Origin of the sequence: Leifsonia sp. NPDC058194 (assembly GCF_042883605.1) — a bacterium.
Classification (GTDB): domain Bacteria; phylum Actinomycetota; class Actinomycetes; order Actinomycetales; family Microbacteriaceae; genus Leifsonia.
In genome coordinates, this window is the sequence record NZ_JBHVVL010000001.1 from 907230 (window position 1) to 930851 (window position 23622).

General features: G+C 69.2%; 24 protein-coding genes. 10 read left to right on the top strand and 14 right to left on the bottom strand.

From position 1 onward, the window contains the following. Window positions 1-33: 33 nt before the first annotated feature. The 4 genes from mmsB to ACFVU2_RS04330 all read right to left on the bottom strand — a co-directional run bounded on the left by mmsB (window position 34) and on the right by ACFVU2_RS04330 (window position 4650). The gene (gene mmsB / locus ACFVU2_RS04315; RefSeq protein ID WP_025156110.1) at window positions 34-1377 is read right to left on the bottom strand and encodes a multiple monosaccharide ABC transporter permease; all 1344 of its coding nucleotides are present in this window, start codon (window positions 1375-1377) and stop codon (window positions 34-36) included. Between the two features lie 2 nt (window positions 1378-1379). Continuing rightward, on the bottom strand, window positions 1380-2927 hold the full coding sequence (gene mmsA / locus ACFVU2_RS04320) for a multiple monosaccharide ABC transporter ATP-binding protein (protein ID WP_025156109.1): 1548 nt from the start codon (window positions 2925-2927) through the stop codon (window positions 1380-1382). 150 nt (window positions 2928-3077) lie between these two features. Next, the gene (locus tag ACFVU2_RS04325) at window positions 3078-4268 is read right to left on the bottom strand and encodes an ROK family transcriptional regulator (RefSeq protein WP_387871464.1); all 1191 of its coding nucleotides are present in this window, start codon (window positions 4266-4268) and stop codon (window positions 3078-3080) included. Between the two features lie 52 nt (window positions 4269-4320). Next, the gene (locus ACFVU2_RS04330) at window positions 4321-4650 is read right to left on the bottom strand and encodes an L-rhamnose mutarotase (RefSeq protein ID WP_387871466.1); all 330 of its coding nucleotides are present in this window, start codon (window positions 4648-4650) and stop codon (window positions 4321-4323) included. 85 nt (window positions 4651-4735) lie between these two features. Between ACFVU2_RS04330 and ACFVU2_RS04335 the strand changes: the two genes are divergently transcribed. Both ACFVU2_RS04335 and ACFVU2_RS04340 read left to right on the top strand, forming a co-directional pair. Further along, window positions 4736-5584, top strand: a complete 849-nt coding sequence (locus ACFVU2_RS04335; RefSeq protein WP_387871468.1) for a fumarylacetoacetate hydrolase family protein — start codon at window positions 4736-4738, stop codon at window positions 5582-5584. Window positions 5585-5643: 59 nt separating this feature from the next. Next, complete coding sequence (locus tag ACFVU2_RS04340; RefSeq protein WP_387871470.1) at window positions 5644-6393, top strand: SDR family NAD(P)-dependent oxidoreductase; 750 nt, start codon at window positions 5644-5646, stop codon at window positions 6391-6393. Between the two features lie 83 nt (window positions 6394-6476). On the opposite strand, the gene ACFVU2_RS04345 is transcribed toward ACFVU2_RS04340, so the two are convergent. Beyond that, a complete protein-coding gene (locus ACFVU2_RS04345) occupies window positions 6477-7784 on the bottom strand; it encodes an enolase C-terminal domain-like protein (protein WP_387871472.1) in 1308 nt (435 codons plus the stop codon). A gap of 110 nt (window positions 7785-7894) precedes the next feature. Here ACFVU2_RS04345 and ACFVU2_RS04350 point away from each other — a divergent pair, with 110 nt between their 5' ends. Then, entirely contained in the window at window positions 7895-8221 is a 327-nt protein-coding gene (locus ACFVU2_RS04350) for a hypothetical protein (protein ID WP_387871473.1), read from the top strand. Window positions 8222-8236: 15 nt separating this feature from the next. Then, window positions 8237-8533, top strand: coding sequence for a type II toxin-antitoxin system death-on-curing family toxin (locus ACFVU2_RS04355; protein WP_387872390.1), 297 nt, complete (start codon window positions 8237-8239; stop codon window positions 8531-8533). Window positions 8534-8561: 28 nt separating this feature from the next. Here ACFVU2_RS04355 and ACFVU2_RS04360 read toward each other — a convergent pair whose 3' ends face one another. The 7 genes from ACFVU2_RS04360 to ACFVU2_RS04390 all read right to left on the bottom strand — a co-directional run bounded on the left by ACFVU2_RS04360 (window position 8562) and on the right by ACFVU2_RS04390 (window position 16166). Further along, complete coding sequence (locus ACFVU2_RS04360) at window positions 8562-9287, bottom strand: GntR family transcriptional regulator (protein ID WP_387871474.1); 726 nt, start codon at window positions 9285-9287, stop codon at window positions 8562-8564. A 58-nt stretch (window positions 9288-9345) separates the two neighbouring features. Continuing rightward, window positions 9346-10332: an aldo/keto reductase gene (locus tag ACFVU2_RS04365; RefSeq protein WP_387871477.1), complete on the bottom strand. Its 987-nt coding sequence runs from the start codon at window positions 10330-10332 to the stop codon at window positions 9346-9348. Beyond that, a complete protein-coding gene (locus ACFVU2_RS04370; RefSeq protein ID WP_387871480.1) occupies window positions 10329-11453 on the bottom strand; it encodes a mandelate racemase/muconate lactonizing enzyme family protein in 1125 nt (374 codons plus the stop codon). Before ACFVU2_RS04370 ends, ACFVU2_RS04365 begins: the two co-directional genes overlap by 4 nt. Window positions 11454-11500: 47 nt before the next feature. Continuing rightward, entirely contained in the window at window positions 11501-12397 is an 897-nt protein-coding gene (locus ACFVU2_RS04375) for a carbohydrate ABC transporter permease (RefSeq protein ID WP_387871483.1), read from the bottom strand. Further along, window positions 12387-13373, bottom strand: coding sequence for a carbohydrate ABC transporter permease (locus tag ACFVU2_RS04380; protein ID WP_387871485.1), 987 nt, complete (start codon window positions 13371-13373; stop codon window positions 12387-12389). Before ACFVU2_RS04380 ends, ACFVU2_RS04375 begins: the two co-directional genes overlap by 11 nt. A gap of 4 nt (window positions 13374-13377) precedes the next feature. Beyond that, entirely contained in the window at window positions 13378-14625 is a 1248-nt protein-coding gene (locus ACFVU2_RS04385) for an ABC transporter substrate-binding protein (protein WP_387871487.1), read from the bottom strand. 176 nt (window positions 14626-14801) lie between these two features. Next, a complete protein-coding gene (locus ACFVU2_RS04390) occupies window positions 14802-16166 on the bottom strand; it encodes an alpha-L-fucosidase (RefSeq protein ID WP_387871490.1) in 1365 nt (454 codons plus the stop codon). Between the two features lie 75 nt (window positions 16167-16241). Here ACFVU2_RS04390 and ACFVU2_RS04395 point away from each other — a divergent pair, with 75 nt between their 5' ends. The 5 genes from ACFVU2_RS04395 to ACFVU2_RS04415 are packed head-to-tail and all read left to right on the top strand — an operon-like array spanning window position 16242 to window position 20767. Then, a complete protein-coding gene (locus ACFVU2_RS04395) occupies window positions 16242-17612 on the top strand; it encodes an alpha-L-fucosidase (protein WP_387871492.1) in 1371 nt (456 codons plus the stop codon). 1 nt (window position 17613) lies between these two features. After that, window positions 17614-18450, top strand: a complete 837-nt coding sequence (locus ACFVU2_RS04400) for an amidohydrolase family protein (RefSeq protein ID WP_387871494.1) — start codon at window positions 17614-17616, stop codon at window positions 18448-18450. 37 nt (window positions 18451-18487) lie between these two features. Beyond that, complete coding sequence (locus tag ACFVU2_RS04405; RefSeq protein ID WP_387871497.1) at window positions 18488-19231, top strand: SseB family protein; 744 nt, start codon at window positions 18488-18490, stop codon at window positions 19229-19231. Between the two features lie 20 nt (window positions 19232-19251). Then, entirely contained in the window at window positions 19252-19920 is a 669-nt protein-coding gene (locus ACFVU2_RS04410; RefSeq protein WP_387871500.1) for a LysE family translocator, read from the top strand. A gap of 31 nt (window positions 19921-19951) precedes the next feature. Continuing rightward, the gene (locus ACFVU2_RS04415) at window positions 19952-20767 is read left to right on the top strand and encodes a shikimate 5-dehydrogenase (protein WP_387871501.1); all 816 of its coding nucleotides are present in this window, start codon (window positions 19952-19954) and stop codon (window positions 20765-20767) included. Here ACFVU2_RS04415 and ACFVU2_RS04420 read toward each other — a convergent pair. Continuing rightward, the gene (locus tag ACFVU2_RS04420) at window positions 20728-22740 is read right to left on the bottom strand and encodes a glycoside hydrolase family 10 protein (RefSeq protein WP_387871504.1); all 2013 of its coding nucleotides are present in this window, start codon (window positions 22738-22740) and stop codon (window positions 20728-20730) included. The two genes, ACFVU2_RS04415 and ACFVU2_RS04420, sit on opposite strands and share 40 nt — an antisense overlap. 111 nt (window positions 22741-22851) lie before the next feature. On the opposite strand from ACFVU2_RS04420, the gene ACFVU2_RS04425 reads away from it, so the two are divergent. After that, window positions 22852-23289: a MarR family winged helix-turn-helix transcriptional regulator gene (locus ACFVU2_RS04425; RefSeq protein ID WP_387871506.1), complete on the top strand. Its 438-nt coding sequence runs from the start codon at window positions 22852-22854 to the stop codon at window positions 23287-23289. A gap of 15 nt (window positions 23290-23304) precedes the next feature. Here the strand turns inward: ACFVU2_RS04425 and ACFVU2_RS04430 are convergent, their stop codons facing one another. Next, window positions 23305-23532, bottom strand: a complete 228-nt coding sequence (locus ACFVU2_RS04430) for a hypothetical protein (protein WP_387871508.1) — start codon at window positions 23530-23532, stop codon at window positions 23305-23307. Window positions 23533-23622 lie beyond the last annotated feature (90 nt).

A 23622-nucleotide genomic window follows, 5' to 3' on the forward strand; every position in this document is an offset into this window, starting at 1 on the left:
TGTGTGTTGGATGGTGCAGGTGGGAGGTGGAAGTCAGTTCGTCAGTGAACGGGACGAGGCCTCGGCGGAGTCGTCGGCGGGGACGACGGCGGGCTGGTCGGCGCCCACGGCGTCGGCCTCCTGCTTCTTGCCGCCGCCGAACATCCGGCCGATCAAGGAGGGTCCGCCGCGACGCTTGGAGTAGACGTCGATGCCGACCGCGATGAGGAGCACGAGGCCCTTGATGATCTGGACCTTGTCGGTGGTAACGCCGAGCAGCTGGAGGCCGTTGTTGAGGACGGCGATGACCAGACCACCGACGATGGAGCCGGCGACCGTTCCGATGCCGCCCGAGACCGCGGCGCCACCGATGAAGACGGCCGCGATCGCGTCGAGCTCCCAGCCGAGGCCGTCCTGCGGGCCGGAGGAGACCGAGCGGGCCACCGAGATCATGCCGGCCAACGCGGCGAGCACCGACATGTTCATCATGACGAAGAAGTTGATCCGCTTGATCTTGACGCCGGACAGCTCCGCCGCGTGCCAGTTGCCGCCGACCGCGTAGATGTGGCGGCCGAAGATCGTGCTGCGCGTCACGAACGAGTACAGGATGATCAGGATGCCGAGGATGACGCCCGAGACCGGGAACGAGGTCCCGACGCGACCGCTGGCGAACAGGAAGGTGAAGTAGATCACGACGGCGTCGAGCACGATCACCTTGAACACGCTCACCCAGAGCGGCGCCTTCTCGGAGCCCATCTTGGTCTGGTTGCGACGGGTGCGGATCTCGAGGACCACGATCACCACGGCGATCACGAGACCGAGCAGCAGGGTCGAGTTGTTGAAGCCGGTGTCCGGCCCCCACTCGGGCAGGAAGCCTCCGCCGATGAAGGTGAAGCCGTCGGGAACGGGGATGGTGTTCGCGTTTCCGATGAACTGGTTCAGGCCGCGGAAGATGAGCATGCCGGCCAGGGTCACGATGAATGCGGGGACGCCGACGTAGGCGACCCACCAGCCCTGCCAGGCGCCGATCACGGCGCCGATCGCGAGACCGAGCACGATGGCGAGCGGCCAGGGCATGTTCCATTGCGTCATGGCCTGGGCCACCACGATGCCGACCACCGCCGCGACCGAGCCGACCGACAGGTCGATGTGGCCGGCGATGATCACCATGACCATGCCGATCGCGAGGATCAGCACGTAGGCGTTCTGGTTGACCAGGTTGATGAGGTTCACCGGGTCGAGCGTCTTGCCGCCGGTGAGGATCTGGAAGAGCACCACGATGACGACGAGGGCGCCCAGGATGCCGAACTGGCGTCCGGTGGACTGGCCGTTGCCGAACATCTTGCCCAGGTCGCGGATGCCCCCGGACTTCTTCTTCTCGGGAATCTGTGTGGTCATGATTATGCGGTCACCCTCTTCTTGGCGGATGTCATGCTCTTCAGGAGCGTCTCGGGGGTCGCTTCCGCGATCGGGAACTCGTTGGTGATCTGACCTTCGAAGATCGTGTAGATCCGGTCGGAGATGCCGAGGAGCTCGGGGAGCTCCGAGGAGATGACGATGACGCCCTTCCCCTGCGCGGCGAGCTGCTGGATGATGCCGTAGATCTCGTACTTGGCGCCGACGTCGATGCCGCGGGTGGGCTCGTCGAGGATCAGCAGGTCGGGGTCGGTGAACATCCACCGGGCCAGGACGACCTTCTGCTGGTTGCCGCCGGAGAGCGTGCTGACGCCGCGGTCGACGTCCGGCGTCTTGATGCGCAGGCTCTTGCGGTACTGCTCGGCGACCGCGTACTCCTGCAGGTCGTCCACGACGCCGCGCTTCGCGATCTTCGTCAGCTTGGCCGCGACGATCGACTGCTTGATGTCGTCGAGGAGGTTGAGGCCGAGCACCTTGCGGTCCTCGCTCACGTAGGCCATGCCGTTGTGGATCGCGTCGGAGACGTTCCGCACCTGGATCTGCTGGCCGTCCTTGTAGATCTCGCCCGAGATGAAGTTGCCGTACGAGCGGCCGAAGACACTCATGGCGAGCTCGGTGCGGCCGGCGCCCATGAGGCCGGCGAAGCCGACGATCTCGCCGCGGCGGACGGTGAAGCTGGAGTTCTTGACGACCAGACGGTCGGGGACCTGCGGGTGCTGCACGACCCAGTCGCGCACCTCGAAGAAGGTCTCGCCGATGTCGGGCGTGCGCTCGGGGAAGCGGCTCTCGAGCGTGCGGCCGACCATCCCGCGGATGATGCGGTCCTCGTCGACGCCGTCGGCCTTGACGTTCAGCGTCTCGATGCTGTGGCCGTCGCGGATGATCGTGATCTCGTCGGCGACGCGCTCGATCTCGTTGAGCTTGTGGCTGATGATGATCGAGCTGATGCCCTTGCTCTTCAGCCCCAGGATCAGGTCGAGCAGGTGGGCGGACTCGGCCTCGTTCAGCGCGGCGGTCGGCTCGTCGAGGATGAGCAGCTTCACCGACTTGTTGAGCGCCTTGGCGATCTCGACCAGCTGCTGCTTGCCGACGCCGATGTTCTTGATCTGGGTCTCGGGGTCGTCCGAGAGGCCGACGCGGGCGAGGAGCTCGACCGCGCGCTGCTTGGCCTCGTTCCAGTTGATGACGCCACCGCGGCCCGGTTCGTTGCCGAGGAAGATGTTCTCGGTGATCGAGAGCTCCGGGATGAGGGCGAGCTCCTGGTGGATGATCACGATGCCCTGCTGCTCGCTGGACTTGATGTCCTTGAAGCGCATCACCTCGCCCTGGTAGACGATGTCGCCGGAGTAGGTGCCGTACGGGTACACGCCCGAGAGGACCTTCATGAGGGTGGACTTGCCCGCACCGTTCTCGCCGCAGATCGCGTGGATCTCATCGGCCTTGACGGTCAGGGACACATCCTCCAGCGCCTTGACACCGGGGAACTCCTTGGTGATCGCGCGCATCTCGAGGATGACTGCGTTCGACGACATCGTCGCTCCTTGGTTTCGGATTCCTGCCACGCATGTTCGGTCATGCGCCTAAGTAGTAAACGCTATGTCTGGTCTTGGCGTCAAATAGTGAAGACAACGAGACGATAACGGTTTTGCGTGACCGGCCCGGAATGCGCGATCGGGAGCGGGCTACTCGGCTCCCGCCAGCGCGTTCTGGATCACCAGGGCAGCCGCCCCCAGGGACTCCGCCCGGTCGCCGAGGGACGACACGCTCACCGTGGTGGTCTCGGCGATGATCGGGATGGCGTTGTGCTGGATGCCGCGCCGGATCGGCTCGAGCAGGGCCTCGCCGAGCCCGACGAGGGGCCCGCCGATCAGCACCAGCTCGGGGTTGATGACGTTGGCGATGCTGCCGATCGCCTGGCCGATCGCCTGGCCGGCGTCGCCGACGACGCGCAGGGCGGCCGGGTCGCGTTCGAGGCCGCGACGCAGGATGTCCGCCGTGGTCACGGGCCCCGTCCCGCTGCGGCCGAGCGATTCGATCATGACGGTCGTGGAAGCCACCGTCTCCAGGCACCCCCGGTTGCCGCACCGGCAGATCACCCCGGGGTCGACGACGGGCGTGTGCCCGAGCTCGCCCGTGATGCCGAGGTAGCCGTAGTAGGTCTGGCCGTTGATGATCAGCCCGGCGCCGATGCCCGAGCCGATCTTGACGAACAGGATGTTGCGGGCGCCGCGATGGGCGCCCCAGGTGACCTCGCCGAGCGCGCCGAGGTTGGCGTCGTTGTCGAGCACGACCGGGAAACGGAAGGCGTTCTCGAGGTCGCGCAGGTTGACGCCCACCCACTCGGGCAGGATCGCCCCCTGCAGCACGGTGCCCGTACGGCGGTCGATCGGGCCCGGGATGCCGATGCCCACCGAGAGCACGGACTCCCTGTCGTGGCCGCCGTCGGCGAGCATGCGGTCCAGCAGGCTCGACGCGTCGGCGACGGCCTCGGTGACGTCGTAGCCGAGCGGCAGCGCCAGCGCCTGCTCGGCCAGCACTTCGTAGCCGAGGGTGCACAGGACGATCCGCACATGCCGGCGTCCGAAGTCGACGCCCGCTGCGATGTCGCCCGTGTCCGTGAGCTGGACGAGCAGGGCGCGACGCCCGCTCGACGTCACCGGCGACGTGGTGACGACGCCCTTGACCGCCATGTCCCGGACGATGTTCGAGACGGTGGCGGTGGACAGCCCCGTCCCGCGCGCCAGCTCAGCCTGGGTGGAAGGACCGTTCGCCAGCAGGAACTCGACGAGCCGCTCCTGGTTCAGGTGCCTCAATGCGCCCTGCGACCCGGGATTGCGAGCGCCACGGGGCGCGAGGCCCGGAGTGGCGGTCATAGGGACAAGCGTGAATCATCCTCGTGTTGGAGTCAAGCTGTGAACGTAACGGTCAGCTGTCACGCTGCTGAGAGAGTTCCCACACCAGCGGCAGCTCCTGGTCGCCGACGCCCGAGCCGAGCTGCTCGAAGTGGTCGACGTGCTGCGTGATGAAGCCCTGCCAGCGCTGGTTGGCCGGATCACCCTCCAGCGCCGCCATCGCCGCGGCGAAGTCGTCGCACTCCACGAGGTGGAAGAGGTGCCGGCCGCTGCGCCAGATCGTCCAGTCGTGGATGCCGAGCCGGTCGAACGAAGCCGCCAGGTCGTCCGGGATGGCGGCGTGCGCCTCGTCGTAGGCGAGCTCGTGGCCGTCGCGGAGGACGGAGTGGAGGGCGATGCGCATGCGATCTCCTTGTGCTTGGATTCCTATAGGAAATAGTAATAGGCTGAACCGTGGTGCCGAAAGGCCGCGAGCGAAAGGACCCTCGATGCGATTCATGCGACTCGGCGAACCGGGCGCGGAGACCCCCGCCCTGACCGACGGCACGACCACCTGGGACCTCCGCCCCCTCACGGCGGACATCGACGGCGCCTTCCTGTCGTCGGACGGCCTCGCCCGTGCCCGCGACGCCGCCGCCGCGGGAGAGCTGCCCGTGATCGACCCCGCCGGCCGACGGGTGGGAGCGCCGATCGCGCGCCCGCAAGCGGTCATCTGCATCGGCATGAACTATGCCGCACACGCCCGCGAGTCGGGCTCCGAGCCGCCGACGGACATCGTCGTCTTCTACAAGCATCCCAACACGGTGGTCGGGCCGAACGACGACATCCTGCTGCCGCCCGGCTCCACCACCACCGACTGGGAGGTCGAGCTCGCCGCGGTCATCGGCCGCCGCGCCCGCTATCTCGCCTCGCCGGAGGAGGCGCTCGACTGCATCGCCGGATTCGCCGTCGCCAACGACGTCTCCGAGCGCGAGTACCAGCTCGAGCGCTCGCTCGGCCAGTGGAGCAAGGGCAAGAGCTTCGAGACCTTCAACCCGCTCGGCCCGTGGCTGGTGCCGACCGCGGAGGTCGGGGACGGCTCCGGCCTGCGGCTGCACTCCGCCGTCAACGGGGAGACCCGGCAGGACTCGACCACGAGCGACCTGATCTTCTCCGTCGCCGAGATCGTGCACCGGCTCAGCCAGTTCACTGTGCTCGAGCCGGGGGACCTGATCAATACCGGCACGCCGGAGGGCGTCGGACTCTCGGGGCGCTTCCCGTACCTCCACGCGGGCGACACGGTCGAGGTCGGCATCGAGGGGCTGGGCGAGCAGCGCAGCACCGTTTGGCCCGCCTGACCCGCCCCTCCCGACATCCGCCGCCGCCCGGGCGGCGACCGACACGCAAGGAGACACCGATGTCCCAGAACTTCGACGGGCTGGTCGCCGCGGTGACCGGCGGCGCGTCCGGCCTCGGCCGCGCGATCGCCGACGAGCTCGCGGCGCAGGGCGCCCGCGTCTACGCACTCGACCTCGACCCGTCGGGCGTGACCGCCCCGCACACGGGCATCCGCTGCGACATCGGCGACGACGACTCGGTCCGCAGCGCGATCGCCGCGGTCGTCGCCGACGCCGGGCGGCTCGACGTCGTGATCGCGAACGCCGGCATCGGCGCGCAGGGCGACGTGACCGCCAACGACGACGCCGAGTGGGCACGAGTGCTCAACGTCAACGTCGTCGGCTCGGCGCGCACCGTCCGCCACGCCCTCCCGCACCTGACCGCCTCGCCCGCGCCGGCCATCGTATTCACCAGCTCGATCGCCGCGTGGGCGGGCCTCCCCCAGCGCGTGCTGTACTCGGCGTCCAAGGGCGCCATCTCGGCCATGACCCTCGCCATCGCTGCGGACTGCCTGCCGCTCGGGATCCGGGTCAACGCCGTCGCACCGGGCACGGCGGACACCCCCTGGGTCGGCCGGCTGCTCGACTCCGCCACCGATCCGGGTGCCGAGCGCGCCGCCCTCGAAGCCCGCCAGCCCAGCGGCCGCCTCGTGCAGCCGCAGGAGGTCGCGGAGGCCGTGGCGTACCTCGCCTCGCCGACCTCCGGCTCCACCAACGGGGCGATCATCCCCGTGGACGGCGGCATGTACTCGCTGCGCCCCCGCCGCTAGCACCGCGCCGCACGCGGAAAGGGCCCTCATTCCCGCGGGAATGGGGGCCCTTCGTGCTCGGGAGGGTTCGACCCGGCGACGGCTCAGGCGAGCGCGGCCGCGGGAAGCGTCACGTCGGCGAACTCGTGCGCGCGAAGGGACTCCGCCAGCATCTCCATGCCGGTCCCGGGGGTCAGCGGCGCGCGGTACCGGCCGCGCACCAGCTCGACCGGGGCGACGAAGTGCTCGTGGAGGTGCTTGGTGTACTCGATCATCCGCCCCTCCTGCGTGCCCGAGACGGCGACGTAGTCGAACATCGAGAAGTGCTGCACCGCCTCGCACAGGCCGACTCCGCCGGCGTGGGGACAGACCGGCACACCGAACTTCGCAGCGAGCAGCAGGATCGCGATGTTCTCGTTCACGCCCGCGACGCGGGTGGAGTCGATCTGGAGCACGGCGGCGGCCTCGGCCTGCAACAGCTGCTTGAACAGCACCCGGCTCATCCCGTGCTCCCCCGTCGCGATGCGCACCGGGGCGACCGCCTGCGCGATGGCGGCGTGGGCGAGGACGTCATCGGGACTGGTGGGCTCCTCCACCCAGGCGAGGTCGAACCGCTCGAGCGCGCGGATCCACTCGATCGCCTGGTCGCGGTCCCAGCGCTGGTTGGCGTCGATCGCGATGCGGATGTCGGGGCCGACGGTCTCGCGCGCGATCCCGAGGCGCCGGATGTCGTCCGCCAGATCGTCGCCCACCTTGAGCTTGATCTGCTGGAAGCCGTCGGCGACGGCCTCGCGCGCGAGCCGCCGCAGCTTGTCGTCGGAGTAGCCGAGCCAGCCCGGAGTGGTCGTGTAGCCTGCGTAGCCGTGGGCGATCAGCTCGGCCTCGCGCGATGCCCGGCCCGGCAGCGCCGCACGCAGGATGCCGAGGGCGTCCTCCGGCGTCAGGGCATCGCTGAGGTAGCGGAAGTCGACCAGCGCGACGATCTCCTCCGGCGACATGCGCGCCAGCAGCTGCCACAGGGGCAGCCCGGCGCGCTTCGCCTTGAGGTCCCAGAACGCGTTCACGACGGCGCCGATCGCCATGTGCATGACGCCCTTCTCCGGGCCGAGCCAGCGCAGCTGCGAGTCGTGGACGAACTCCCGCCAGAACCCGCCGAGATCGTCGAGGATCGCCTCGACATCGCGGCCGATGACGCGATGCGCGACGGCGTCGATGGCGGCGACCTGCACGTCGTTCCCGCGGCCGATCGTGAACACGAACGAGTGCCCCTCGAGTCCGTCCACGTCGTCGGTCGTGACGCGCAGGTAGGCGGCCGAGTAGTCGGGATCGGGGTTCATCGCGTCGGACCCGTCGAGCAGGGCGGACGTCTCGAACCGCACGTCCGAGGTCTCGAAGCCGGTGACGATGCTCACACCGTTGTCCTTTCGTTCGGCTGTTGCCAACATCCTATTGGATATAGGTAGAGCAGCGCCAGTCCGAAGGCGCGGACAGGCTGCGGCCGATGTCGACCACAATGGGCCCTATGAGCGAAGTCGAGATCTATCAGTCAGCCGATGGAGACGTCGTTCTGGAGATCAGATCGGATGGAGACACGCTCTGGTTGACGCAGGCGCAACTCGCGAGCTTGTTCGGCCGCGACAGGTCTGTCATCGCCAGACACATCGCGAACGCTGAGCGCGAGGAGCTGAGCACAATCGCAACTCGTGCAGATTTTGCACAGGTTCGAACGGAAGGCGGTCGCGAGGTAGAGCGTGTCGTCGAGCACTACAACCTCGAGGTCGTTCTCTCGGTCAGACGAGCTCGCGCTTCAGTTCCCCGACGACACTCTGCTCGGCAAGGAGCGCGGTGATGCTTCCGCGGCATCATCGGCAACGTCGAGCAAACCTTCTTCGGTGAACACCTCTACAGGAGCGCGCAAGAAAAGGCTGCCCATTTGCTGTACTTCGTCACCAAGGATCATCCGCTCTCGGACGGCAACAAGCGTTCAGCCGCGGCGCTTTTCACCTGGTACTTAGAACAGAACAGTGCGCTCACCGACGAGGCGGGGATCCCCCTGTTCAGTCCGAAGATGCTCGCTGCTGTCACACTGATGACCGCGATGTCGAGACCGGATGAGAAGGAATCGATGATTCGCCTGATCGGAAATCTGATCTCCCGCTGACGGGGTCTCGGGAGGATGCGGGCCGCTGCTAGTCGGCGGCGCCGGACTCCAGACTGCTGGCGATGCGATGGTACGACCGGGTGATGTGATCGAGCATCGCCGCCTCGGCCGCGGCGCCGTCACCGCTGCGCAGGGCCTCCAGCACCGTCTCGTGCTCGCCAGAGGTCTCGTCGACCACACCGTGCTTGAAGTAGATCCGGTACTGGTGCATGTGCGACCGCAGGCGCGAGATCGCGTCCGAGAGCAGCACGTTGCCCGAGTGCTCGGCGATGATGCGGTGGAAGTCGGAGTCCTGGTTGGCGAAGTCCTTGTAGTCCTTGAAGCGGTCCTCGCCCGTCTGCGCCGCCTCGCCGCTGCGGTGCATGGCCTCGCACAGCTCCTCGAGCTGGTCGAGGGTGCGGTCGTCGAGCTCGCCGGCGGCGTTGCGGGTGGCGTAGGGCTCGAGCAGCCGGCGCATCTCGAACAGCTCGCGCAGACCGTCGCTGTCGAGCAGCGGGGCGGCCGTGTAGCCCTTGAGCGCCTTCTTGACGACGAGCCCCTCGGACTCCAGTCGCGCGAGCGCCTCGCGGACGGGCGTCGGAGAGACGCCCAGCTGCCGGGCGATGCCGTCGATGCTCGCCCGGCTGCCCGGCTCGATGACCTGGTCCATGAGCAGACCCAGGACCGCGTCGTAGACGTCGTCGGCGAGGGCCCGGCGGGCGGGCAGGAAGTGCTCGCCCGAGACCTCGCGCGTGGTGTCGGGTTCGATGCTCATGTGCACATCCTAGGACTCGGGGTGTCGTGCCAAGAGGATAGAGGATGGAGGATCCGCGTCACAGCACCCCTTCTGCGGCGAGCTCCGCCCACAGGTCGTCGGGCACCGGGGCATCGGCCAGGGAGGCGTTCCGCTCGATCTGCGCGGCCGAGTCGGCGCCCATGACCACGGTGGAGACGGCCGGGTTCCGGAGGGGGAACTGCACGGCCAGCTGCGGCACGGTGACGCCGTACGGCTCGGCGATGTCGGCGATGCGGTCGGCGCGCTCGACGAGCGCGGCCGGTGCCGCACCGTAGTCGAACCGTGCGGTGGCCAGCGGCCGGTCGGTCGCGAGGATCCCCGAGTTGAAGACCGCGGCGACCGCGACCGAGACACCGCGCTCGAGGGCCGCGGGCAGGAGGTCGGCTTCCGCGCCGTGGTCGAGCAGCGTGTATCGTCCGGCGCACATGACGATGTCGAGATCCGTCTCCCGGACGAAGCGCGTCAGCATGGCCGACTGGTTCATCCCTGCCCCGTATGAGCGGATGACGCCCTGCGAGCGCAGCTCCTCGAGCGCCGGGAACGCCCCGTCGAGCGCCTCCCGCTCGTGCTCGTCGGGATCGTGGACGAACAGCACGTCGATCCGGTCGACCCCGAGCCGGCGCAGGGAGTCCTCGACCGACCGCAGCACCCCGTCGCGCGAGTAGTCGAAGCGGCGCCGGAGGGTGGCCGGGGTCGCGAACAGGTTCGCGATGTCGGTGTCGCCCGGGCGGTAGTCGGGATTCGGCTCGAGCACCCGTCCGACCTTGGTCGACAGCACGTAGTCGTCGCGGGGATGCTCGCGGAGCCCGGCACCGAGGCGCTCCTCGGACACTCCGAGGCCGTAGTGCGGCGCCGTGTCGAAGTAGCGGATGCCCGCCTCCCACGCGGTCGGGACGATCCGGGGCCACTCGTCGGCCGGTCGCGGCTCGTACAGCTCGCCGAGGGCGGCGGCGCCGTAGCCGATCGGCCCGACCTCCAGTCCGCCGCGGCCGTAGGCCCTCGTGCCGGTTCGTGTCTGCGTCATGCCACCCGCCTGTCCTCGATCGCGTCGAGATCCCACCGTATGCCGAGGCCGGGCTCGTCGGACGGCACGCCGTGCCCGTCGCGGATGGTCATCTCGGCCGTCGTGATCGCGCGCAGCTGGGGGATGTGCTCCAGATAGAGCGCGTTGGGCACCGCGCAGCACAGCGACACGTGCAGCTCCATCAGGAAGTGCGGGGCCACGGCCACGTTGAACGCCTCCGCCAGATGCGCCACCTTGAGCCACGGCGTGATGCCGCCCACTCGCGCCACGTCGACCTGGACGATCCCGGCGGCGCCGGCCTGCAGGTACTCGCGGAAGTGCCCGACCGAATACATCGACTCGCCCACGGCGACGGGCACGCTCGTCGACTCGGCGAGGCGGCGGTGCCCGGCGACGTCCTCCGCGGGCAGCGGCTCCTCGAACCAGAAGATGTCGAGCTTCTCGAACAGCGCCGCGCGGCGGATCGCCTCGGCGGCGGTCATCGACTGGTTGGCGTCGACCATGATGTCGAGGTCGGCGCCGACCGCGTCGCGCACGGCGGCGAGACGCTCGAAGTCCTCGTGCCCGCGCGGCTTTCCCACCTTGATCTTCACGCCGCCGAGACCACGGGCGCGCGACTCGAGCGCCTGAGCGACGAGCTCCTCGGTCGAGAAGTGGAGCCAGCCCCCCTCGGTGTCGTAGAGCGGGATGCTGGGCCGTGCGCCGCCCGCGGCGACCCACAGCGGCAGGCCGGCGGCCTTGCTGCGGGCATCCCAGACCGCGGTGTCGACCGCGGCGAGCGCGAGCGACGTGATCGGGCCGACGGTCGTGGCGCGCGTCGAGGCGAACATGGCCCGCCACACCGCCTCCGGGCGGTTCACGTCGAGCCCGACGACGGCATCCAGCAGCGTGTCGCGCAGCAGGGCGAGCACCGCGGTGCCGCCGGTGCCGATCGTGTAGCTGTAGCCGAGGCCGTCGGCGCCTTCCGCCGTGCGCAGCCGGACGAAGATCGTCTCCTGCTTGAGGAAGGACTGCACCGCGTCGGTGCGCACGGTCTCCACCGCGAGGTCGCTCAGCCAGGCTTCCGCGCTGACGATGGTTCCGCCGGCCGCGGTGCGGACGTCGGGCGGGGCGAGGGTCATCGTGACTCTGCTTTCTCTCTGGATCGGGGTCGTCGTCGGCGTGGGGGTCAGCGCCCGCCGAAGCCGCCGAGCGCGACGCCCTTGATGAGCTGGCGCTGGAGCACGGCAACGATGATCAGCGACGGGATGATCGCGAGCGTCGAGGCCGCCATCATCAGGCTCCACTGGGTGCCGTGCTCGCCGGTGAACATCGAGAGGCCGAGAGGCACGGTCGCCAGGTCCTGGCTGTTGATGATGATGAGCGGCCAGAGGTACGAGTTGTAGTAGCCGACGAACGAGAACACACCGAGCACCGACAGGGGCGCCGCGAGCTGGGGCAGCAGCACCGACCACAGCGTGCGGAACCGGGAGGCGCCGTCGATGATCGCCGCCTCCTCGTACTCGATGGGGATGGTGAGGAAGAACTGCCGCAGCAGGAACGTCCCGAACGCGGTGAAGGCGAACGGCACGATCAGGGCGACGTACGTGTCGACCAGGCCCAGCTGGTTCATCATGATGAACAGTGGGACGACCAGCACCTCCTGCGGCAGCACGAGCGTGAACACGTACAGCAGGAAGATGCGGTCGCGGTACTTGAACCGCAGGCGCGAGAACGCGTACGCGCTCAGCACGGCGACGATCACGGAGAGCAGTGCGCCGCAGATCGCGACGAAGAACCCGTTGAAGATGAACCGTCCGAACGGCACCAGCGTCCATGCGTCGACGAAGTTGGACCACTTCACCTCCGACCCGATGAAGGACGGTTTCGGCGAGAAGACCTCGTTCTCCGGCTTCAGGGCGGAGAAGAACATCCAGATGAAGGGGAAGGTGAAGGCCAGCGCCACGATCGCGAGCACGAGGGTGTTGAGCCAGGTCTTGGCGACCACGGCCTTCTGCGCTCGGCGCAGACGCGGCCGCGGGCGGCGAGTGTCGGGGCGCTCGACGGTGCCGATGTCACTTGTCATAGTTGACCCACCTCTTCTGTCCCGCGAACTGCAGCGCGGTGATGAGCATGACGACCACGAACAGCATCCACGCGAGGGCGGAGGCGTAGCCGAGCCGGTCGAAGACGAAGCCGTTGCGGTAGAGGTACAGCACGAACGTGTTGGTCGACTCGCCCGGGCCGCCCTGCGTCAGGATCTGCGGTTGGACGAACACCTGGAACGCTCCGATCATCGTCATCGTCATGGTGAAGAACAGCGACGGCGAGAGCATCGGCAGGATGATCGACTTGAGCCGCTGCCAGGCGCTGGTGCCGTCCATCCGCGACGCTTCGAGGATCTCCTTCGGGATGCCGCCGAGGCCGGCCGAGAGCACGATCACGTTGTAGCCGAACGACTGCCACACCGACATCGCGATGACGGAGGCGAGAGCGAAGCGGGAGTCGGAGAGCCAGCTCGGCCCGTCGATCCCGATCGAGGCGAGGGTGGAGTTCACGATGCCGTTGTCGCTGAGCAGCAGCCGCCAGACGAGGGCGTTGGCGACCATCGGCGTGATGGCCGGCAGGAAGAAGATCACCCGCCAGAACCCCGCGAACTTGACCCGGGTGTTGAGCCACAGGGAGATCGCCAGCGCCAGCGCGAGGTTGAGCGCGGTGTACACGAACGCGAAGATCACCGTGTTGAAGAGGACGGTGTAGAACGTCGGGTCCGAGAAGAGCTTCTGGTAGTTGGCGAGGCCGATGAAGGTCGGCGAGCCGAACAGCGGCCACTCGAAGAGGCTGATGACCAGCGACCCGAGCAGCGGCACGACGATGAAGAAGACGAAGCCGGCGAGCCCCGGCCAGAGGTAGGCGAGGGCGGTCAGGCCGTCGCCGCGGCGCTTCTTGCCGTTCTTGCGCGGCGGGGAGGGGTGGGGCACGTGGAACGGGCGCGTCTCGGGCGCGGCGGGCGCCGCCGTCTCGTTCGAGACGGCGGCGCCCGTGATCAGCGGGGAGGCCATGCTGTTACTGCCCCACCGAGTTCTGGATCGTGTTCAGCACGTCCTTGGCGGTCTTGTCACCTCGGTAGCCCTCGACGCCGTACTGGGTGAACAGGGTCTCCACCTGGTTCCAGGTGGGCGTGGTGAGCTGCGCGGTGGCGTTCTTCAGCAGGGCCTGCACGGCGGCGTACGCCTCCGGCGACTTGCCCTCGGCCCAGGCGGACTGCGCGTCGGCGCGGGAGGGGACGATGCCGCGCTTCTCGGCCTGACCCTTCAGCACACTCGTGTCGGTCATCGCGACGATGGCCTTGAACGCGCCGTCCGGGTCCTTGCAGTTCTTCGCGATGCCGAAGCCGGAGCCGGCGGTCATGCCGTGCGCGTCGCCCGAGGTGCTCGGGACGATCGTGACGCCCAGGTCGAACTTGGCCGCGTCGGCGAAGGTGCCGTACATCCACGGGCCCTCGATCAGCATGTCGACCGCGCCCGAGGTGAAGGCCGCCTGCGAGGCGTCGGAGGCGTCGGCGGCCTCGGGGGCCTTCGCGATGCCGTCCTTGCTCACCAGGTCGAAGTACGACTGCACCTGGTCGACGAGCTTCGAGTTAGTCAGGTCGAGCTTGCCGCTCTTGACCGCCTCGGCGCCGTCGGCGATGGCCCAGGCGTTCGGGATGAAGAAGCCTGGGGCGATGGCGAGCGCCTTATGGTCGGCGGTCGTGAGCTTCTTCGCGTCGGCGATGAACTGATCGCGCGTGTAGGTGGTGCTGGGCAGGTCGAGGCCGGCCGCCGTGAACGCGTCCTTGTTGTAGTAGAGGACGATCGGCTCGGCGTCGTAGGGGATGGCGCGGATGGTGCCGTCGACCGTCATGCCCTTGAGCATGGAGGAGTCGAAGGCCGACGTGTCGAGCTTGTACTTCTTGATCAGGTCGTCCAGCGGCATGAGCAGCCCCGAGAGCTCCTGCGCCCGCGCCGCCTGCGTGGTGAGGAGGCAGGGCGGGTTGGAGCCGCTGAGGCGGGTCTTGACCTTGGTCCAGTAGTCGTTGAAGCTCGGTCCCTCGATGGTGACGTCGAGGCTGGGGTCGACCTTCTTGCCGAGGTCGATGAACCCCTGCCACTGATCGCGGTCGCTCTGGCTGCTGACCCAGGTGTACATGGCGATGGGGCCGCCGGTCGTCGCTCCGCTGTTGCCGCCGGAGCATCCGGCCAGAGCGGCGAGGGCTCCCGCCATGAGGATGGCGGTTCCGACCCGGAACGCCGTGCGCTTGCTTCGTGGTGTCACTTGCTGTGCCTCCTTCATTGGATTCATCACTGTGATCGCCTACCGTGCCTGCCGGTCCGCGGGCCTTCGGGTGGTGCGTCGTCGCTCCCGAAGTCTCCGTGATCCTATAGGGTCTATGATATAGGTTAATCGGAGCATATGGGTTCGCTCCACGGCGGTCAAGTAGGCGGTTCGGTCTACGCGAAGTCGATCGCGATGACGTCGATGGGCGCACCGGATGCGCGCGGTGCCGGGATGATCAGCTCGCCGAGCGGATCCTCGCCCGGCGCGGGCTGCTCGTGCACCTCGAGGTTCACGTCGTACGACAGCTGCTCGCCGGTCGCGAGCAGGCGCGCCCCCGTCACGCGCCCGACGGGGATCCCCCGCACGACCAGCTGCTCGATCGGCCGCATCACGAGGTGCAGGTAGAGCGTGCCGGGGCGCGCGGTCGACGGGCCGTAGAAGTCGACGCCCTGCGTCGGCGAGACGCCCACCACGCTCTCGGCGTGCACGTCCATCCACGCGCCGATCTGCTCCAGCGTCCGCACCTGCGACTCGTTGAGGCTGCCGTCGCCCTTCGGGCCGATGTTGAGCAGCAGGTTGCCGCCACGGCTCGCGACCTCGATCAGCGTCGTGATCAACGACGTGGTGCTCTTGCTCTTGGTGTCGCCCGGACGCCATGCCCACATCTGGCCGATCGTCAGGCAGAGCTCCCACGGGCCCGAGGGCGCCGTGACGGGGAACCCCTGCTCGGGCGTCTTGTAGTCACCCTGGCCGAGCAGCCGGTCGTTGATCACGACGTCGGGCTGCAGCGACTTGATGAGGGAGCGCAGCCCTGCGCTGTCCCACTCCTCCTCCGACCGCTCCCACTCGCCGTCGAACCAGAGCAGGTCGATGGTCCCGTAGCCGGTCAGGATCTCGGTGAGCTGCGCCCGCAGGTAGTGCTGGTAGCGAGCCCACTGCTCGGGGGTCGCGCGGCGGTGGCGGTCGTCGGCGATCGCGCGGCCGACGTTGGCGGGGTCCCCGGCGGCCGGCCAGTGCTCCTCGGCATAGGGACGGTCCGCCATCGTGAACGCGGGGTAGTCGGGGTGGTTCCAGTCGGGGAGGCTGTAGTAGATCCCGACGCGGATCCCTTCGGCGCGGATCGCCTCCACGAACTCCCGGGTCACGTCGCGGCCGAACGGCGAGTGCTCGATCCCGAAGTCCGATTCCGCCGTGTGGAACATCGAGTATCCGGCATGGTGGCGCGCGGTGAAGACGACGTAGCGGGCGCCGGCGCGCTTGGCGAGTCGCGCGAGGGCGACCGCATCCCACTCGACGGGGTCGAAGGTGGGAGCGCTCGACTGGTAGCCCTCGACGGTCACGGAGTCCTCGACGGCGTCGGAACCGGGGATGATGGAACGACCGACCAGCGGCCAGGAGATCTCGATCCCCTGCTGGCTGGCGTGATCCCAGTGCACGAACAGGCCGAATCCGGCGCCGATGAACCATTCGCCGCCGGGAAGGGTGAAATCGGTGGGGCGTATGAACGATGCGGGTGCGGGGGCAAGCGCGGTGGTCACAGCGAGGCTCTCCTTTGAGTCGAATGGCTATTGCCTATAGGATATGTGAATACCGCAATCCACACAATGCATTCAATGAAGAAGGAGCATCCGAGCGTGGCCATGTTCAAAGACGACCCCGTCCGCCCTGAGAACTACCGTCGCTTCGAGCGCGACGTGCCCGAATGGTTCACGGATGCCAAACTCGGCGTCTTCGTGCACTGGGGCCCCTACTCCGTCCCCGCCTGGGCCGAACCGATCGGCGAGCTCGGCACCATCGAGAAGCAGTACTGGTTCGCCCACAACCCCTACGCCGAGTGGTACTACAACACCATCCGCATCGAGGACAGCCCGGCGGCCGAGCACCAGCGCGAGGTCTACGGCGGCGCCCCCTACGACGACTTCATCGACCAGTGGGACCCGGCCGAGTTCGATCCGGACGAGTTCCTCGCGCTGGTCAAGAGCACCGGTGCCGGCTACTTCGTCCCGACCACCAAGCACCACGATGGCGTGACGCTGTGGGACGCCCCGGGCACCGACGGCCGCAACACGGTCGCCCGCGGGCCGAAGCGCGACCTGATCGGCGCGTTCGAGAAGGCCACCCGCGACGCCGGCCTGCGCTTCGGCGTCTACTACTCCGGCGGGCTCGACTGGCACTTCTCGCAGCTGCCGCCGATCACGGACGAGGGTCAGGAGTTCGGCCGGCCGGTCGACGCCGCCTACGCCGAGTACGCCTACGACCACGTCGTGGACCTCATCGACCGGTACTCCCCCGACGTGCTCTGGGGAGACATCGAATGGCCGGACGCCGGCAAGCCGTCCGGTGCGTTCAGCATGGAGAACCTGTTCGAGAAGTTCTATGCCGCGCGTCCGGACGGCGTCGCGAACGACCGCTGGGGCGAGACGCACTGGGACTTCCGCACCAGCGAGTACCAGAACGGCACGAGCGTCGAGGGCACGGGGGCGTGGGAGAACTGCCGCGGCATCGGCTACTCGTTCGGCCACAACACGCAGGAGGACGAGCGCCACCTGCTGAGCGGGCCCGCCGCCGTCGCCTCGTTCGTCGACATCGTGTCCCGCGGCGGCAACCTGCTGCTCAACGTCGGCCTCACCGCACGCGGCACCGTTCCGGACCTCCAGCGCCGCACCCTCGAGCACCTCGCCGCCTGGAACGCGGTGAACGGCGACGCCGTCTTCGGCAGCCGGCCGCTGGACGCGTCGATCGCCGCCCCGGCGGACGAGCCGTGGCTGCGCTGGACCCGCACCGGTTCGACGGCGAACGCGTTCGTCGACGCGGTCGGCGACGTGCGCCTGCCCGGCGTCTCGGATGCCGTGGATGCGGCGAGCGCCCGCCTCGCGGACGGCACGCCGCTCACGGTCGGGCGCGACGGCGATGCCCTCGTCGCGACCCTCGCGGAGCCGGCCGTCGCCGGTCCCGTGCTCGTCCGTTTCGACCTGGCCGGCTGAGATGACGGTCGACGCCCACCTGCACCTCTGGGATCTCGAGCGGGTCGAGTACCCCTGGCTGACCTCCGCCCTCGCTCCGATCGACCGCACCTTCGCGTTCGACGAGGTGGAGCCGCAGCTCGCGCAGGCGGGCGTCGACCGGGTCGTCCTGGTCCAGGCCGCGAACTCGGTGGAGGACTCGGCGGCGATGTTCGCCGTGGCCTCCCCACGGGTGGCCGGCGTAGTCGCCTGGGTCGACCTGCTCGTCCCCTCCTCGGTCGCCCGGCAGCTGGAGGAGTGGAGTGCGCACCCGACGCTCGTCGGCATCCGTCACCTGATCCATGACGAGCCGGACGCCGACTGGCTCGCCCATCCTCCGGTCCGCCGATCGCTTCGCCTGCTGGCCGAGCGCGGCCTCGCCTTCGACGTGATCGGTGTGCTCCCCCGGCACCTCGAGCACGCCGTCGCGATCGCGGACGAGCTGCCGGAGCTGCAGCTCGTCATCGATCACCTGGGCACTCCACCGGTCGGTGCGGCGTCGCGCGAACCGTGGGCCGGGCTCATCGCCGCGCTCGCGGAGCGCCCCAACGTCGCCGTGAAGCTCTCCGGCCTCACCACGCTCGGGCCGGCCGGACGTGCCTCCGCCGCGGACCTCCGGCCCCTCGTCGATCACGCCCTGGCGGCTTTCGGCGCCGACCGCGTGCTGTACGGCGGCGACTGGCCGGTCTCCACCCTGGCCGGACCGTACGCCGAGACCTGGGCCACGGTCACGGAGCTGATCGACGGCCTGAGCGACGGCGAGCGCGCCCAGGTGCTCGGGGGTGCGGCGGAACGCGCCTACCGGCTCGGCGCTCGCTGACGGGCTCGGCACCGACCGGCTCGGGGATACTGGACGGGTGAACGATCGACTGGTCCGCAACATCCCCGTCCAGACCGCGCTGGAGGCCTGGGCCGACACCAAGGACGCCCGAACCTTCGCCGGCGTGCTGCGGCAGTGCGTCGCCGGCGAGCTGCTGCTCGACATCAGCGCCTCCGTCTTCGCCGACCCCGCGGCGGGATTCCAGCAGGGCGACACCCTCGCACTCGGCAAGCAGACCGACGCGGCGGGCAAGGACCTCCTCGTGGCCTTCACCAGCAACGAACGTCTCGGCGCGTACCGTCGCGGGGAGCCGTACCGTTCCCTCGCCCAGCCCGCCTGGTCGGTGCTCGCCGAGGCGATGACGCGTGCAGACGGCATCGCGATCGATCCCGGCGACGACGCCCTCTGCATCGCCTACGCCGACGAGCTGCGCGCCCAGGTCACCGACGAGCCCGGCCGGAACGCCGCGCTGAAGAACGCCCTGGTCGACCGCGATCTGCCCTGGCCCGCGTTCCTCGAGCTCGTCGCCGCCGCGCCGGTCGTCTACGTCGGCCTCGACGAGGGCCAGGGAGCGATCCCCTCCGCCGTCGGCCAGGAGGGCGATCTGCTCCACCCCGTCTTCACCTCCCCCGCCGAGGTCTTCGCGTGGTCGCCCGGGCTCACCGCCCGCGGCACGACCGTCGCTCAGGTCGCCCGCGTCGCAGCGGAGGACGGCTATGCCGGCCTCCTGCTCGATCCGGCCGGTCCCTCGGCCGTCCTGCGACTGGACGAGCTGGCCTGACGGGGCTCTAGGATCGTCGCATGACGGCGCTCTCGATCCTGGCGTTCGCCGGGCTCTGCCTGGTGCTCGCGCTCACTCCCGGCCCCGACACGTTCCTCGTGCTGCGGTACAGCATGGGCCGGGCGCGCGACGGGTTCGCGGCGGCCGCGGGATGCGCGGCCGGCTCGCTCGTCTGGGCGGCCCTCGTCTCCGTCGGGCTGGCGACGCTGCTGGAGCAGTCGGCCGAGCTGTTCCGCATCGTCAAGATCGTGGGCGGCCTGTACCTCATCTATCTCGGGGTGACCGCCTTCCTCGCCACGCGCCGCAGCGCACGGGCGGCCGCGGCGGCACCAGCGGAATCGCACGACGCCGACGCGACCGCCGAGACCGCTCCGGCCGGCCGGCGTCGCTCCACCTCCAGCCTCCTCGCCGGACTGCTGTCGACCCTGCTGAACCCGAAGGTCGGGCTCTTCTTCCTCGCCGTCGTACCCCAGTTCGTGTCGGCCCATGCCGGGTTCGGCGAGACGATGCTGCTCGGAGCGGTGGATGCGGTCGTCGGCGGCCTCTACCTCGTCGCCATCACCCTCCTCGCCTCGCGGATGGTCGCCTGGCTCAAACGCCCGCGGGTCACGCGTGTCATCGAGCGGGTCTCGGCGGGCATCCTCGCGGCGCTCGGCATCGGCACGGTGGTCGCCGGCGCCGAGGGGTGAGCCCCGCGGGCGCGCCTGCGACAATGAACCCATGCCCATCCTGAACAAGGACATGCAGGTCTGCATCTCGCTGGCCGCCCGTCCGAGCAACATCGGCACCCGGTTCCATAACTACCTCTACGACGAGCTGGGCCTGAACTTCCTCTACAAGGCGTTCACGACGAGCGACCTGGAGGGAGCCGTCCGCGGCATCCGCGCCTTCGGCTTCCGCGGCTGCTCGGTGTCGATGCCTTTCAAGGAGGCGATCATCCCGCTGGTCGACAACCTCGAGCGGTCGGCGGTCGCCATCGAGTCCGTGAACACCGTCGTCAACGAGGACGGCCTGCTCACCGCCTCGAACACCGACTACGAGGCGGTCGCCCAGCTGCTCGCCGAGCGCGCCGTCGACCCCGCGCAGCGCGTGCTGCTGCGGGGGTCGGGAGGCATGGCGAAGGCCGTGGTGGCGGCGTTCCGCGGCGCCGGCTTCGACGACCTGACCGTTCTCGCGCGCAATGCGGAGGCCGGCCAGGCCCTCGCCGCGCGCTACGACTACGCCTGGACGCCCGACGAGCCCGCAGCCGAGCACGACGTGATCGTGAACGTGACGCCGCTCGGGATGCGCGGCGACCACGAGCACGCCCTCGCGTTCGGCGAGGCGCAGATCGAGCGAGCCACGACCGTCTTCGACGTCGTCGCCTTCCCGTCCGAGACCCCCTTGGTCCAGGCGGGACGCGCGGCCGGCAAGACCCTCATCACGGGAGCCGAGGTGATCGCCCTGCAGGCCGCGCGCCAGTTCGAGCGCTACACCGGTGTCGCGCTCACGGCCGATCAGGTCGCCCGCGCCTCGGAGTTCTCGCGAGCCGAGTGACGCGTGCGCCGGGCGGCGCAGACGATGAGCGCGCCCGCTCCGAGCAGCCCCGCGGCGATCAGCCACGCCGGCTGCACGTCGGCGCCGGTGTCCGCGAGGCGGCTCGTGCTGAGCGCCGCCGGCTCGCCGCCCGCGCCCGTCCCACCGGGTTGCGCAGGGACGGTCGGATCGGTCGGATCCGTCGGATCGGTCGGATCGACCGGGCCTGTCGGCTCGAACGACACGCGCGCGGTCTCGTTCATCGCCCGGTCGAGCGCGGCCACGCTCACGGCACCGGATGCCCGGGGTGCGCGCGCCGTGACGGCCGTCAGCGAGTACTCCGGAGAGCCGTCCGCGTAGATCACGGCGCGCAGCCCGCCGTCCGCGTAGACGGCGAAGGCGCGCGTCGCCCCCGCTGAGCCGTCGGTCCAGGTGACCGTACCGGTCGCGGGGTCGTCCCCCGTCACCACCGGCGCACGCAGAGCCGGCGAGGCCTTGCGCGGATCCGCCGGCGGCAGCACCGGTTCGGTGAGCAGGTCGCCGAAGATGCGGACGAGCGAGGCGTTCTTCGCCTCCATCGCCGTGAGTGCGGCCCCGGTCAGACCGTCGGTCGCACCCGGCACGATGTCGTTGTAGCCGTAGAAGACCTCACCCGAGACTCCGGGCAGCGTCTGGTCGAACAGCAGCTGATTCGGCACTTCGTCAGGGTTGGCCCACGCCGCCTCGGTCGCGGAGCTCTGCAGGTGCTTGTAGTCGGCGTGCCCGATGTAGAGCCGGACGTCGGTGCCGCTGACCGTGTCGCTCCACCATCGGGCGATCTCGCCGTACGGCGCCGCCGCCTGATCGAAGCTCCAGTAGACCTGGGGGACGATGTAGTCGATGAGCTCGTCCTTCACCCACGCTCGCGTGTCGGCGAACACCGCGCGCGAGTAGGTCGACGACGACGAGGCGGGTGTGTTCGAGCCGCGGGGGTCGACGGCGGCGTGCTCCCAGATCCCGAACGGACTCACGCCGAACTGCACCGCCGTGCCCCGCTCGGCGTTGAGCCGATCGAGGGCATCGTGCACCCCGGAGACCAGCGCCGTCACGTTGTCGCGCCGCCAGCGGGCGATCTCGTCGGCGGTGTCCGCGTACCCGGCCGACAGCCCGTACTGCTCGAACGTCGCACGGTCCTCGCCGGCGTCGCCGAAGTAGACCGTCGTTCGATACGGGTAGAAATAGTCGTCGAAGTGGATGCCGTCGATGTCGTAGTTCGCCGCGATCTCCGCCACGGTGTCGATCACGTGCTGCCGTACGGCCGGCTCGCCCGGGTTCAGGAAGAGCGTCCCGTTGAACATCAGCACCTGGTCCGGATGCTGCACCGCGTAATTGCCCGCCGCCAGCAGCCCGGCTTCCGCGAGCGCCTGCACCGCTTGCGCCGGCGTCAGGGCGCGCGCCTCGTCCGCCGTCATCCCGATCGCGGTGAGGACGGCGGCCGAGGTGATCGCCGTGGTGGTCACGCGGTACGGATTGAGCCACGCGTGGTACTCCATCCCGCGCGCATGGGTCTGCTCGACCATCCAGGCGAGCGGGTCGTAGCCCGGGTCGACGCCCTGCGTCCCGCTGAGGAACTGCGACCACGGGTTGAGCGCCGACGGGTACCACGCGTCCTGCGCCGGACGCACCTGGAAAATCATCGCGTTGAGCTGCGCCTCGTCGAACCGGTCGAGGATGCGCGTGTACTGCGCCTGGAAGTCGGCTTCGCTCGTGGGCTTGGCGACGTTGAGATTGCTGACGGTCGCGACCCATGACGAGCGGAACTGCCGATCCGGCTGAGCGTAGGTCGTGGGGATGCGCACCTGTTCCGTCGACCCGGGGTGCAGCATCACCGGCTGCGCCGGGTCGTACCCGTAGCCGTCGGCGGTCTTCACCCACTTCGTCAACGGGACCGAAGTGTCGGCCGCCGCGGACGTCCCTCCGATCGCGACAGCGGCGATGGCGGTGGCGAGGCCCACGGCACTCCATCGTGAAACGAACTTCCTTGTTCTGCTCATTCAATGAAACTAACATTCATGAGAGAAGGGGACAACACCGGGCATCGACTCCCTCCCACCTAGACTGTCCCCGTGTCCGATGACCTTCTCGCCCTGGAGAACCAGGTCTGCTACGGCCTCGCCGTGGCGGCCCGGAGTGTCATCGCGCTGTACCGCCCGGTGCTCGAGCCGCTGTCTCTGACCCATCCGCAGTACCTCGTGATGCTCGCCCTCTGGGAGCGGGAGCCGCGGTCGGTGAAAGATCTGAGCGAGGCGCTCCAGCTGGAGCCGGCCACCCTCTCGCCGTTGCTCAAGCGCCTCGAGACCACCGGTTACGTCGAGCGCAAGCGCAGCACATCCGACGAGCGCGCTCTGGAGGTGCGGCTCACCCCGGCCGGGCGCGAGTTGCGCACCGAGGCGGAGAAGATCCCGCACCGCATCGTCGAGCGGCTCGGCCTCCCGATCAGCGAGCTCGAGAGCCTGCGCGGGAGCCTGCACGGGATCATCGCGGCGGCCACGCGCACGCCGTGACGCGCGCCGGGTCGGTCAGGCGGCGCCCTGTGCCTCCGGGCACACCAGTCGGGTGGCATCGCGCTGACCGCCGGGACGCAGCACGGTGTGCTCGGTCATCGGGCGTCCGCACATCGGGCACGGCGCCGCCGGCGAGCGGTGGTCGGGCCCTTCGGGGTGGCCGGCGCCGAGCTGAGCGGGACCGGCGACGCGGATCAGCTTCTCGTTCCATCGCGCGTACCACCGCGCGAAGCCTCCGGACATGTCTCCTCGATTCATTAGGGCACTAACTAATAGTGTAGCGCCCTTGACCCTGCCCCTGGGGGCCGGGTCTACGCTGTGGGCGGAGGCTCC

Excerpts from the sequence above, each read along its gene's own strand:
- ACFVU2_RS04370 (WP_387871480.1), bottom strand. The coding sequence starts at position 11,453 with ATGACCCTCGCCCCGCCCGACGTCCGCACCGCGGCCGGCGGAACCATC.
- ACFVU2_RS04365 (WP_387871477.1), bottom strand. The coding sequence starts at position 10,332 with ATGACGCAGACACGAACCGGCACGAGGGCCTACGGCCGCGGCGGACTG.
- ACFVU2_RS04360 (WP_387871474.1), bottom strand. The coding sequence starts at position 9,287 with ATGAGCATCGAACCCGACACCACGCGCGAGGTCTCGGGCGAGCACTTC.
- ACFVU2_RS04415 (WP_387871501.1), top strand. The coding sequence starts at position 19,952 with ATGCCCATCCTGAACAAGGACATGCAGGTCTGCATCTCGCTGGCCGCC.
- ACFVU2_RS04430 (WP_387871508.1), bottom strand. The coding sequence starts at position 23,532 with ATGTCCGGAGGCTTCGCGCGGTGGTACGCGCGATGGAACGAGAAGCTG.
- mmsB (WP_025156110.1), bottom strand. The coding sequence starts at position 1,377 with ATGACCACACAGATTCCCGAGAAGAAGAAGTCCGGGGGCATCCGCGAC.
- ACFVU2_RS04410 (WP_387871500.1), top strand. The coding sequence starts at position 19,252 with ATGACGGCGCTCTCGATCCTGGCGTTCGCCGGGCTCTGCCTGGTGCTC.
- ACFVU2_RS04325 (WP_387871464.1), bottom strand. The coding sequence starts at position 4,268 with ATGACCGCCACTCCGGGCCTCGCGCCCCGTGGCGCTCGCAATCCCGGG.
- mmsA (WP_025156109.1), bottom strand. The coding sequence starts at position 2,927 with ATGTCGTCGAACGCAGTCATCCTCGAGATGCGCGCGATCACCAAGGAG.
- ACFVU2_RS04340 (WP_387871470.1), top strand. The coding sequence starts at position 5,644 with ATGTCCCAGAACTTCGACGGGCTGGTCGCCGCGGTGACCGGCGGCGCG.
- ACFVU2_RS04330 (WP_387871466.1), bottom strand. The coding sequence starts at position 4,650 with ATGCGCATCGCCCTCCACTCCGTCCTCCGCGACGGCCACGAGCTCGCC.
- ACFVU2_RS04395 (WP_387871492.1), top strand. The coding sequence starts at position 16,242 with ATGAAGAAGGAGCATCCGAGCGTGGCCATGTTCAAAGACGACCCCGTC.
- ACFVU2_RS04335 (WP_387871468.1), top strand. The coding sequence starts at position 4,736 with ATGCGATTCATGCGACTCGGCGAACCGGGCGCGGAGACCCCCGCCCTG.
- ACFVU2_RS04380 (WP_387871485.1), bottom strand. The coding sequence starts at position 13,373 with ATGGCCTCCCCGCTGATCACGGGCGCCGCCGTCTCGAACGAGACGGCG.
- ACFVU2_RS04375 (WP_387871483.1), bottom strand. The coding sequence starts at position 12,397 with ATGACAAGTGACATCGGCACCGTCGAGCGCCCCGACACTCGCCGCCCG.
- ACFVU2_RS04350 (WP_387871473.1), top strand. The coding sequence starts at position 7,895 with ATGAGCGAAGTCGAGATCTATCAGTCAGCCGATGGAGACGTCGTTCTG.
- ACFVU2_RS04400 (WP_387871494.1), top strand. The coding sequence starts at position 17,614 with ATGACGGTCGACGCCCACCTGCACCTCTGGGATCTCGAGCGGGTCGAG.